This is a genomic window from Rhodoferax sp. (assembly GCF_044236835.1).
Lineage (GTDB): Bacteria > Pseudomonadota > Gammaproteobacteria > Burkholderiales > Burkholderiaceae_C > Allorhodoferax.
On record NZ_JBIIGC010000019.1, the window covers coordinates 50435 to 59979 of the forward strand.

The following is a 9545-nucleotide window of genomic DNA, read 5'->3' on the forward strand; positions in this document are numbered from 1 at the left end:
CCTATCGGGCGACGGTGGGCCAGAGCTGGCGCAAGCGCACTAACTCATCGTCAAAGCGCTGGTTGACGCGGCGCGCTTCGTCCTCTTGGTCCGCAATGAAGCGCTGCTGTACCGCCGTGCTTTGGGTGTTGTCATCGACTTGGCGGCGCAGATACAGCGGCGCTTTGGACGGGTCCTTGGCGTAGAACTCCATTTCTTGGAGCAGTTTCTTGCGCTGTGCGCCCAGCTCGGTGAGCCGCTTCGCCGCCGCCTGCTTGACCACGCTGATCTGCGCCAGGGCGTCTGCGCGCTCCTTGTCGTGCAGCTCACGGCTGGGGTAGCGATTGAGCAGGGCCTTGTCGCGGCGGCGCTCTTCGGCAATGCGGTTCCGCTCTTCCTGGGCCTGCTTTTCCTTCTGCTCCTGCACCAAAAGCTCCTGCGCGGTCAAGGTGGGGCCCACCGTTTTCTTGACGGTGCCGCTGGGGTTGAGCACCCGCTGCTCGCGGTCGGTGCACTCGGGGATGGGGCGGTCGGCCGTGAGTTTGCGGCCGTTGGCATCGATGCAGGTGTAGACGCCTTTAACGACGGGCGCCTGCGCCAGCGCCGATGTTCCGGCGGCCCACAACAGCAAGGCTATTGGCAGCGCTGTCCATTGCTTCATCGTCACCCTTGTTCTGCGCCATAACGTGCGCGGTAGGCCAACACCCTGCGGTGGTCCTCGGCGGACGCCGCGTTGCCAGCTTGCAGATACTGCATCAGGTCGTCGAGCTTCGCAATAGCGCAGACCTGCATGCCGAGTTGGCGCTGCACATACTGCACCGCGCTGTAGGGCACGTCGGCGCCGTTTTCGGTGGCCATCTCCTGGCGGTCCAGCGCGATGCAGACCGCGTGCGGCGTGGCACCGGCGGCCACGATGGTGGCAATCGACTCGCGCACTGCGGTGCCCGCCGACATCACATCGTCCACCACCAGCACCCGCCCCGCCAAGGGCGCGCCCACCAGGGTGCCGCCCTCGCCGTGGTCTTTGGCCTCTTTGCGGTTGTAGGCGAAGGGCACATTGCGGCCGCGTCGCGCCAGCTCCACCACCAGCGCGGCACCCAGCGGGATGCCCTTGTAAGCCGGGCCAAACACCATGTCGAAAGCGATGCCGCTTTGCAGGATGCGCCGGGCATAAAATTCGGCCAGACGCAAGAGCCGTTGACCATCGTTGAACAGCCCGGCGTTGAAAAAATAGGGGCTCATGCGGCCCGCCTTGGTCTTGAACTCACCAAAGCGCAGCACCCCACACTCCACCGCAAATGCCACAAACTCCAGGGCCAAAGCGTCCTGCGATGCGGCACCTGAAGGGTCTTGATTCGACATGCAACATTCCTCGTTTAAGTTAACCAGCCTCAACCTCAACGGCATCCGTTCGGCCACCAGCAAGGGCCTAGAAAACTGGCTTGCGCAGGAGGCGCCCGATTGTATTTGCGTGCAAGAAGTCAAAGCCCAGGCGCCCGACCTGGCAGGCCGGTTTGACGACTTGTGCGGCATGCGGGGCTACTTTCACCTGGCGGACAAAAAAGGCTACTCCGGCGTGGCGGTGTACTCGCGCCACGAGCCCAGCGAAGTACGCATTGGCTACGGCTCCACCGAGTTCGACCCCGAGGGCCGCTACGTGGAGCTGCGCTTTGACACCCCCACCCGCAAACGCTCCATCATCAGCGCCTACTTTCCCAGCGGCTCGTCGGGCGAAGAACGGCAGCAAGCCAAGTTTCGATTTCTGGCGGAGTTTTATCCGCACCTGCAACTGTTGCGCGCCGAGCGCGACTTCGTGCTGTGTGGCGACGTCAACATTGCGCACCAGGAAATCGACTTGAAGAACTGGAAGGGCAACCGCAAAAACTCAGGCTTTTTGCCCGAAGAACGCGCCTGGATGACCCAGCTCTTGGGGGAAGGCGGCCTGGTCGATGTGTACCGCCAACTGGAACCCACCGCCACCGATGCTTGCTACACCTGGTGGAGCAACCGCGGCCAGGCTTATGCGAAGAACGTGGGCTGGCGGCTGGACTACCACTTGGCGACACCGGCACTGGCTGCGACGGCGCGCAGCGTGGCCATTTACAAGCAAGAAAAGTTTTCAGACCACGCGCCGGTGACGGTGCACTACAACTTCACGGCCTGAATGACGGGGTTGGGCAGCACGCCGCGCAGCATGTCGGGGACAGGGGTTAGGAGAAGGCCACGGTGATGCCCAAGCGTTAGCGCCACTTGAAAGGCGCCTACCCCGGCGCAGACAAGCGCGAAGAGCAGTGCAGCAGTTTGCGCCATGTTTTCAACGCTCAGTAGGTTGCTTCGTGCCGCCCAACGTGCAGCTAAGGGGCCGCGCGATTTTGATTGCTATTACTCATCAATGAATCCTTTAGATTTCATTTCTTTGTCAGTGAGGTATTCACGAATTGCCAGAGTAACCACCAAAACAATTGCTACGACCAGCCCCGCAGTAGCAGACAACTTCAAAAACACATCACTGGAAACGATCTGAAACCAAAGCTGAGCTATCGCCAGAAATACCCAAGCTATGGCGATAGAAAGACAGGTAATCATTCCGATCTTCATGCGTCTTTTTCCATAACCACCAAATATGCCTCACGCTTCCAAAGAAGAAGCATTCTCCGAATATCTTTTTCCATCGTAACAACTCGCCAACCTTGACTTGCATTCTTGTTTAGGAAGTCAGTGAATTTAAGTGGGTCAACTTTAGATGCCCCAAGTAATAGAGAACCCAGCATCCCTTCTTGATAAATTACAACTTTGTATTGCTTCATATGTGTTCCCTTTGTGGTTGAAAAAAGCTAACGAATGAGAGGGACTTCCCCGTCCCAAGCGAGCCGCGACCCGTAGGGGCTGCGGTTGTCGGCAACACAGTGCCACGATGGAGAGACGAATCTTTTCACCAGCTCACCTATTGAGTGGAAGGGGAAGTCATGGCAATCGTAACGGTTGGAATCGACCTTGCAAAGAACGCCATTGCGGTGCACGGCATGGATGAATTGGGCAAGCACCGTGCTGGTGCGACCTGAAGTATCACGCGCCAAGCTGCTCGAACTCATCGGCAACTTACCGCCCCGCCTCTGGGCTTCAACTTCAAGGTGATCCTCAGGGCTGCGCAAGCAGCCTTGAGTCTCGACTAACGAGTGGAGCCCCCGGCGCGCGTCTTTCATCAGGGTCCGCAAGATTGACTTGCACCAATGACCGTTTGTAGTTTCGCCGTCCACATGCCTTGGACACCACAACCAACGACCCAGAGCACGGGTGATATTGGGTAAAAGTGAATCTAGGTTTCGTGGTCAATCGCTGCGCGATTCAACCACGATGAGTTTGTGTTTGACAAAGATGGGGAAGCCCTTGTACGTGCAGCTAAGGGGTGCTCCGAAGGCGTGTCCCAGCGACCGGAGGGAGCGAACTTGAGCGTAGCGTTAGGCAGTTTTATTTGAGTCGGCCACTTGTCTTTAGGTCGTTTGTAAATCTCAATGCGACCTGCTCCCAGGAAAGGTTCGGATCAGCACCGGGGCCCTTGAGAAGGTAAGACCGCTCAAATGGATTGGTGGGAATGACGCTCGCTGGGGCGCCATCTCGCATGACATAGCGCAAGTCGAAGTACCTGACCTTCAGCTGAATGGTGTACTCCCCGTTTGAAAGGGGTGAGTCAATGCCGAGAAGGACCACGTTGTCAGCGTTGCTCTGCGAGGCATGCAGCGCCAGCGTCTCGCCCGCTGAGTATTTTCGCGTCTTGTCGTTGACGTTAATGGGCGTTTTACCGGCAGCAAAGAGCAGTGGTTGCAGTTGTATGGAGAAAGCTTGCGTGACGTCCTCGGTCAGCTTGTTGATACCTACCGTATCGGTGGTTGGATCGTAGTACGAGGCCGATAGGATGAGAACGCGGTTTGCGGTCCTCGCGAAGGCAGCGTTATTTGGAAGTTCCGCATTCGAGCTGGGCTTGACACCCGGATTCGGGGTGGTGCATCCGTTTAGTGAAAAGGCAGCAATTAGTAGTAGCCAACGAATCTTCAAGTTATCTCTCCGGTTGTTTAGAAGCGTCCAACGTCTAAGGTCAGCGGCCGGCGAAGCCGTCTGCTGAAGCGCACGGTTGGTTAGCCACCCGCCTTAGCCGGCACAAGATAGGGCTTTTCATGAGGAATCACATTTCCCGTGGGGCACCGCTCAGAGCCCGTGACATAGGGCTCTATGGCTGCAAGTAAAAGACTAGCGCTATAGCTTTGCGTCGATGTAGCTAAACTTGGTTCGCTGACGAGTCGAATAGTGCCGCGATAGGACGGGTAGTTAAAATTTCCGAATGTTGCAACGATATCGCAGGGAGACGTAGCCTTAGGATTGATGTACTTTCCTGATGACAAGGCTGGATTCAGACTCAAGATTTGAAATCCCCAGACTCCCTTTTCCCGGGCTAATGTCGCTGCTCGATAGAGCCAAAAAGTCTGAACCGTTTCCCATGAAGGGTGGTTCGTTCCCGCATATACAACTGAATAAACGTCTGCGGACACGGCTTTCACTTCGTGTCCACCACCCCATCCCATCGGGTGGTAGCGATAGCGCTCGTTGTCCAACTTTGAGTAGGCGCATCCAGTCAGTAGAGTTGACAAAGCGAGGACAATGCAGAGACAGAGACGCATGATGTGCATTTGAAATTATTGCCAACACGCGAGTTTATCCGCATACGAAGGCAGGCCGGCTTGGTCAGGTTGAACGAGGTGTTAGGCCTCTCTGGGACTCAGTATCCGCGCTACTTTATAAGGGCAGCGAACGACGGATTGGCTACTGTTTTACCAATCAAGTTCTGGACAGCTCGTGAGAATGCCTCAGCAGTTTGCCTGCATGCTTCTGGCGCACTAAACCCGCTTTCAAACTCATAGTATTCCTTTGCCGACATTGATTGTCCGTTTGAGGAACTGATGTTTAGATCTATCGTCCACGATCCGCCTACTAGGCCTCGTGAGGAAGAAAACTCAAGCCTCTCAACCTTTCCAGTTATGGTGACTCTAGGGGCAGTTGCGGCAAAGACGCCTGCAACCTTGAGCTCATCTTCAAAAGCGCGCTGGATGTACTGGGTATGCGTCAAGTTGTCAGCGACCTTTAGCGGTCCCAATGCTCTGCATGTTTCGCTAAATGTCGCAGGCGGGGAAAAGGTTCCGACCCCTATTCCCGTAACACCTAGTGCTTTTATTGCTACGTTGTTATTAGGCGCGATCGCATAGCGTTGCGTTGTGGGTGTCTCACAGGCTGTCAGCATTAGTGCGGCAACGGCAATTACGGTGAACTTCATCAGCATCGAATACTCCCTCATGGTTTCTGGGGTTTGCGGGGTGGAATGCCCTACTTGGGCGTCGAGAAAGGCGGTGATTGGTGCAAGGAGGGGCCTAACGTGTTTTCGACAACATGGCGAGGTTGGCGCCTATGGCAACGCGGGTTCACCCGAGGCAGCTCGGTGCATCGGAGCGCGGTGCGTTGCGGTTTTTGACTGTTGAGAACGTTGGCGCACCATGCCCATTGTGGTGAGGCCTACCGTGAAAGTCAGCGGACGCCGTAGGCGGTCCGCTCGAATGACAGGTTAAAGCGCTGCGCAAACTTATGAATCATGGTTCGGCACCTGTGGGTTCTGCCAGTTTTCCGGGTCCGCGCCATCTCCGCTCTCAACGGCACGCTTGTCCCTTTGCGAGCTCAAGAATAGGGCGACAACGAGCGCCCCCAAAATGGGGACAAGCCAAATGACAGCCGACTGCGAAAGCACTTGGCTGCGGGTGTACATGTCACTCCTTAGAACCGCGATGCAAGCAGCACAGTTGACGGCAATAACGATCGCCGCGATCAAGTAAATGGACTGTTCGAAAGTCGGCATATGCTGCGCTTTAACGTTCGCAGTAAGCGGACCAGCCTGCGCATCTGGCGCAGGTCCGCTTGACCAAAAGGTTAAACAGCAAGCGACTCCTCGGTGACTTCGATTACGTCGCCAGGAAGGCAAAGCTCAGCGCAGGTTCTTGCAGCTTCCTCGTCTTGGCCGGCGCATACCAATCCCACCAGCGATTCACCGACTGCGTGTCGATCTATGAACTCCACGGAAGTCACCGGCAAGGCCCAATAAGCCTTACTGTCGAGCCAAACGAGCGCTTGCATGCCTGCTGAAACATTACCTTCCATGATATTTCCGGCGATAACCAACTCGCCACGACCTTGCAGCCAGTGCACCTCGCGAACGCCGAACTTTGCCATTGCTGTTTAACGTCGAAATTCACGGGCGCCATCAGGCGTCCGTGTGGAATGACTTGTTAAAGCGGCGGCGTGTGCAAGAGTGCGAATCATTTTTTCGGGATTGACTTTTCGAAGACGCCTGTAAGCACCTCCGCCAACACTTTTTTTAATAGCGGCTCTGACTCGACCTTCATGGTGGCTCCGGCCCGATCTTGCAATGACAAAAATTTGGACGCAAAGGGTGACCTCTGTTTTTCTGAAGCCACTGAATCGAACTCTTCAGATGTCATGAGCGGCGCCCAAGCCTGAGCAAGGTTTCGATTCCATTCTCCCTGGTGCTTCGGCACAGCAACAGCAATTTCCGCCCTAAGCAGTTCATCCGCCTTCTGTTGCCCAAGCGTTGCTTCTACCCCTCTATAGGTGGTCGTAATCTTTGCAAACGTGTAGGTCATGCCCGCTAGGTTTTCGCCGAGCCGCAGGGCTTGCACCATGTTCAGCGCACGTTCTTCGCTTTGCCCAAAAGCAACACTCGCAAAAAACATCAGAAGTGAGGTGATTCCGAATCGAACGGTGGAAGCAAGCTGTTTGTGATTTTTCATAGCCTTAACGTGAAGATGACCGGACCAAAACATACGCGGCGAAGACGCATTCCTTCTGTTGCGGGTCCGTGTCGATTGTTATGTTAAACACCATTGGTAAATCTTCGGATATCTGGGAATACTTCAACTCCCAGAGATACACCCATGGCTGCCGCACGGGCCAGGACTGTTGCATTACAAGAGTCGCCTATGTTCTTGTCCCCAGGCAACTGTACGATCACTTCAATTGATCCTTCTGTGTCCAAGACTTCACGGACAAAAGTGCTCCTGCCTTCCAACCATGAAATGACGTCGGTGACTTCGGAGAAGAACCCGCGTTCTCCACGCGTCTCACTAATTCGAGACCAGAACGCGCCAATTCCCCCAGTGCGTTCGCCTGAGTAATCAGGTTCTTCTCCAAGTCCGCGCGTCAGGTCGGCAACACACATACTGGGGTGCCGCATGAGAACTCGGATTGAGTAGTAGTAACCTTCCAGCATGTTGCTCTTTAACGTCGGAGGTGAGTCGACCCCGACAGCGGAGCGTGTAAGGCCCGGCAGGGACGATGAACATTTTGGCCTAGCTGGGCCTTGCACGGGGAGCTGTTGGGGGCCGCCTCGACCGGCTGGTTAGGCCTCATTCCGGTTTGCGAGGTGATTTCTCGCATTGACTATTGGCCCTTGCTGGGCAAATGCTTGACGTAAGGTGCTGACCTTGAACCGGAGTTCCATCTGAACAGAAACCGCTCACCGTGTTCATTGCGTGCATAGATTTCCACAGTAAGGTCCGCTGTGCTGGAGAAAATGCCACGAAGGCCACCAGTCTCTTGACGCCTCTCTACGACAGCAGTGGAGCCGTTTAGTCGGTATCTGATTTCTTGCGATCCAATCGCAATTGCGGCGAACGCTTGTGTCGCATCTTGCTGTAGCTTTCGAACATGCTTTCGATCTGCGCTGTGTCGCCAGAAGATCCCAACGAAACAGATGACGAACAGTAAGAAGATGAGTTCGCGAGGCATGAAGGTGCAGAAAATGAGGCCTAACGTAAAGGTCAGCGGACGCCGATCCGATGGGCCGGTTGGTTAAACCGTCGCGGCAAGGTAAATGAGTGCGGCAAAAAGAGCGACATAGAAGAAAACCCCAGCGAAAAAAAGTCCTGTATGGGTAACAACTCGCCTGCCATCTCGGACAAACGACAGCGCGCCTGCCGCACCATATATGCGTCCCTCGTCACCAAACAATGGCTCGCCGCGCCAATTGCCAAAAGAGACAAGCCAGACAATAACCCGGCCGGTTTGAACGGCGATGATTTCGAGCATCCTACCGATGATTTCGTCCATACGGCTTAACGAATGAAAGGGACTTCCCCGTCCCAAGCGAGCCGCGACCCGTAGGGGCTGCGGTTTAAGGCAACGCAGTGCCACGATGGAGAGGCGAATCTTTTCATCAACTTAACTGTTGAGTGGACGGGGAAGTCATGGCAATCGTAACGGTTGGAATCGACCTTGCAAAGAACGTCTTTGCGGTGCACGGCGTCGATGAGTTGGGTAAGCCCGCGCTGGTGTGAGTCACTAGAAATGCAGTCTGTCTGATTCAGTTACCACCGCACGCAAACGCCCCTATCCAGTTCAGAGCCCATGTTCGGTCAACTCGATAACCCTTCTGCGACAGCAATGTCACGCCGAGCGAATGGAGCCCGGGCATCGGCTCATCTTCAAGGCTGTAGGCAAGGCTCAAGAAAGAAAACCATCACCAAAGCTGCTTGACGAAACAGGAAGTCCCACTAGAGGGGTTAGGCGGCGCTGCGCTCACTTTGCGCGGATTCGATTGTTCTTCGGGTTGTGCTCCAGCTCGCACAGGCCCAGCTCTTCCATGAGCGGCGGAACGTAGACGCCAAACCGCCCGCGTAGGCCCTTCTTCAGCCCGTACCAGCCGCCGACCGGGTTGGCCTCGGAGCGGCCCCAGGCTTCAACCGTTCCTTCCTTCGCGGGCTTCTGTTCGTCGGCTCCGCCGAGCTCGACCCAGTCACCTGCTGTCTTCAGCATCTTCAGCAAGTCATCGATGCAACGTGCATCGTAGTACAGGACCGTGCTGCCGACTGTGCAGACCAGGACCTTCTTTCCGTCCTTCTCGTCCATGTGCATCGTGTACTCGGAAGTCCCGGGGGGCGTCGTCAGCTTCCACGGATTGTCTTTGGTGCGATTCAGTTGGGTTGCCATGGATTCACTCCGGAGGTGCAGGGAAGGAGCTTCTTGCGCCGCCTAACGTCGGCCGTGAGTGGACGACAACGGCGCACGATGCATTGAAGAATGGCGACTATTCTTGCCGCCGTTGTGGGTCCATTCGACGAACCTGTTCAACAACAAAGAATGTACTCCATGCCCGAAAATATTTCGCCACCCGCTCACGCACCTCTTTCCGCTGCTGCTTATGCAGTTGGGGATCAAGCCCTTCAGTAGCCAGCACAGAATCCGTGAGGGCGTCCACTCCTTCTAGCGCGCTTGCGGTGAGTGAAACTGCCTCACGCGTTGCAAGACAAAAGCCAAGTTCGACACACAGCTCGTCGAGCAAAGGCTGCAACTTCTTGGAATCAACAGTTGACGGCATTCTGATGTTTAACGAGGCTGTAAAAAAACCCCACCGCCACAGGCTCGTACAACGCCCATCGCATCGCACGGCTTTTGAAAAGGGTGGGGGTTGCTCATGCCCACAGTTTGCCGCAAATTGCAGCGATTGAGCACCT

The 9545-nt window shown here is 55.7% G+C and carries 14 protein-coding genes and 1 pseudogene; 2 read left to right on the plus strand and 13 right to left on the minus strand.

From position 1 onward, the window contains the following. Nucleotide 1 precedes the first annotated feature (1 nt). Together ACILRC_RS12770 and pyrE are read right to left on the minus strand one after the other, a co-directional pair. The gene (locus ACILRC_RS12770) at nt 2–640 is read right to left on the minus strand and encodes a DUF4124 domain-containing protein (protein ID WP_395669754.1); all 639 of its coding nucleotides are present in this window, start codon (nt 638–640) and stop codon (nt 2–4) included. A gap of 2 nt (nt 641–642) precedes the next feature. After that, nucleotides 643–1341, minus strand: a complete 699-nt coding sequence (gene pyrE / locus ACILRC_RS12775; RefSeq protein WP_395669755.1) for an orotate phosphoribosyltransferase — start codon at nt 1339–1341, stop codon at nt 643–645. Between pyrE and ACILRC_RS12780 the strand changes: the two genes are divergently transcribed. Beyond that, nucleotides 1340–2143, plus strand: a complete 804-nt coding sequence (locus ACILRC_RS12780) for an exodeoxyribonuclease III (RefSeq protein ID WP_395669756.1) — start codon at nt 1340–1342, stop codon at nt 2141–2143. The genes pyrE and ACILRC_RS12780 overlap by 2 nt on opposite strands. Nucleotides 2144–2361: 218 nt before the next feature. Here ACILRC_RS12780 and ACILRC_RS12785 read toward each other — a convergent pair whose 3' ends face one another. Both ACILRC_RS12785 and ACILRC_RS12790 read right to left on the minus strand, forming a co-directional pair. After that, nucleotides 2362–2577 carry a hypothetical protein gene (locus tag ACILRC_RS12785; protein WP_395669757.1) on the minus strand — a complete coding sequence of 72 codons (216 nt, stop codon included), beginning with the start codon at nt 2575–2577 and terminating at the stop codon, nt 2362–2364. After that, nucleotides 2574–2786, minus strand: coding sequence for a DUF4177 domain-containing protein (locus ACILRC_RS12790; protein WP_395669758.1), 213 nt, complete (start codon nt 2784–2786; stop codon nt 2574–2576). The genes ACILRC_RS12785 and ACILRC_RS12790 overlap by 4 nt, the downstream gene beginning before the upstream one ends. 159 nt (nt 2787–2945) lie before the next feature. Here ACILRC_RS12790 and ACILRC_RS12795 point away from each other — a divergent pair. Continuing rightward, nucleotides 2946–3087, plus strand: a pseudogene (locus ACILRC_RS12795) (IS110 family transposase); the annotation flags it as partial. Nucleotides 3088–3447: 360 nt separating this feature from the next. Here ACILRC_RS12795 and ACILRC_RS12800 read toward each other — a convergent pair. The 9 genes from ACILRC_RS12800 to ACILRC_RS12840 form a co-directional block, all read right to left on the minus strand. Beyond that, the gene (locus tag ACILRC_RS12800; protein WP_395669759.1) at nt 3448–4032 is read right to left on the minus strand and encodes a hypothetical protein; all 585 of its coding nucleotides are present in this window, start codon (nt 4030–4032) and stop codon (nt 3448–3450) included. 80 nt (nt 4033–4112) lie between these two features. Then, complete coding sequence (locus tag ACILRC_RS12805) at nt 4113–4661, minus strand: CC0125/CC1285 family lipoprotein (protein ID WP_395669760.1); 549 nt, start codon at nt 4659–4661, stop codon at nt 4113–4115. A 101-nt stretch (nt 4662–4762) separates the two neighbouring features. Further along, the gene (locus ACILRC_RS12810; protein ID WP_395669761.1) at nt 4763–5308 is read right to left on the minus strand and encodes a hypothetical protein; all 546 of its coding nucleotides are present in this window, start codon (nt 5306–5308) and stop codon (nt 4763–4765) included. Between the two features lie 638 nt (nt 5309–5946). After that, nucleotides 5947–6246 carry a hypothetical protein gene (locus ACILRC_RS12815; RefSeq protein WP_395669762.1) on the minus strand — a complete coding sequence of 100 codons (300 nt, stop codon included), beginning with the start codon at nt 6244–6246 and terminating at the stop codon, nt 5947–5949. 86 nt (nt 6247–6332) lie between these two features. Further along, a complete protein-coding gene (locus ACILRC_RS12820; protein ID WP_395669763.1) occupies nt 6333–6824 on the minus strand; it encodes a hypothetical protein in 492 nt (163 codons plus the stop codon). A gap of 83 nt (nt 6825–6907) precedes the next feature. Then, nucleotides 6908–7303, minus strand: coding sequence for a hypothetical protein (locus ACILRC_RS12825; RefSeq protein ID WP_395669764.1), 396 nt, complete (start codon nt 7301–7303; stop codon nt 6908–6910). Between the two features lie 581 nt (nt 7304–7884). After that, complete coding sequence (locus tag ACILRC_RS12830) at nt 7885–8142, minus strand: hypothetical protein (RefSeq protein WP_395669765.1); 258 nt, start codon at nt 8140–8142, stop codon at nt 7885–7887. A gap of 468 nt (nt 8143–8610) precedes the next feature. After that, nucleotides 8611–9021 (minus strand): DUF6855 family protein, encoded by a 411-nt coding sequence (locus ACILRC_RS12835; protein WP_395669766.1) that lies wholly within the window; start codon nt 9019–9021, stop codon nt 8611–8613. 97 nt (nt 9022–9118) lie between these two features. Further along, nucleotides 9119–9545: hypothetical protein (locus ACILRC_RS12840; RefSeq protein WP_395669767.1), on the minus strand; the 427-nt coding region annotated here is incomplete at its 5' end.

What these genes read in the sequence shown, in the direction of transcription:
- ACILRC_RS12770 (WP_395669754.1), bottom strand. Translation starts at nt 640, where the DNA reads ATGAAGCAATGGACAGCGCTGCCAATAGCCTTGCTGTTGTGGGCCGCC.
- ACILRC_RS12780 (WP_395669756.1), top strand. Translation starts at nt 1,340, where the DNA reads ATGCAACATTCCTCGTTTAAGTTAACCAGCCTCAACCTCAACGGCATC.
- pyrE (WP_395669755.1), bottom strand. Translation starts at nt 1,341, where the DNA reads ATGTCGAATCAAGACCCTTCAGGTGCCGCATCGCAGGACGCTTTGGCC.
- ACILRC_RS12785 (WP_395669757.1), bottom strand. Translation starts at nt 2,577, where the DNA reads ATGAAGATCGGAATGATTACCTGTCTTTCTATCGCCATAGCTTGGGTA.
- ACILRC_RS12790 (WP_395669758.1), bottom strand. Translation starts at nt 2,786, where the DNA reads ATGAAGCAATACAAAGTTGTAATTTATCAAGAAGGGATGCTGGGTTCT.
- ACILRC_RS12805 (WP_395669760.1), bottom strand. Translation starts at nt 4,661, where the DNA reads ATGCACATCATGCGTCTCTGTCTCTGCATTGTCCTCGCTTTGTCAACT.
- ACILRC_RS12810 (WP_395669761.1), bottom strand. Translation starts at nt 5,308, where the DNA reads ATGCTGATGAAGTTCACCGTAATTGCCGTTGCCGCACTAATGCTGACA.
- ACILRC_RS12815 (WP_395669762.1), bottom strand. Translation starts at nt 6,246, where the DNA reads ATGGCAAAGTTCGGCGTTCGCGAGGTGCACTGGCTGCAAGGTCGTGGC.
- ACILRC_RS12820 (WP_395669763.1), bottom strand. Translation starts at nt 6,824, where the DNA reads ATGAAAAATCACAAACAGCTTGCTTCCACCGTTCGATTCGGAATCACC.
- ACILRC_RS12825 (WP_395669764.1), bottom strand. Translation starts at nt 7,303, where the DNA reads ATGCTGGAAGGTTACTACTACTCAATCCGAGTTCTCATGCGGCACCCC.
- ACILRC_RS12830 (WP_395669765.1), bottom strand. Translation starts at nt 8,142, where the DNA reads ATGGACGAAATCATCGGTAGGATGCTCGAAATCATCGCCGTTCAAACC.
- ACILRC_RS12835 (WP_395669766.1), bottom strand. Translation starts at nt 9,021, where the DNA reads ATGGCAACCCAACTGAATCGCACCAAAGACAATCCGTGGAAGCTGACG.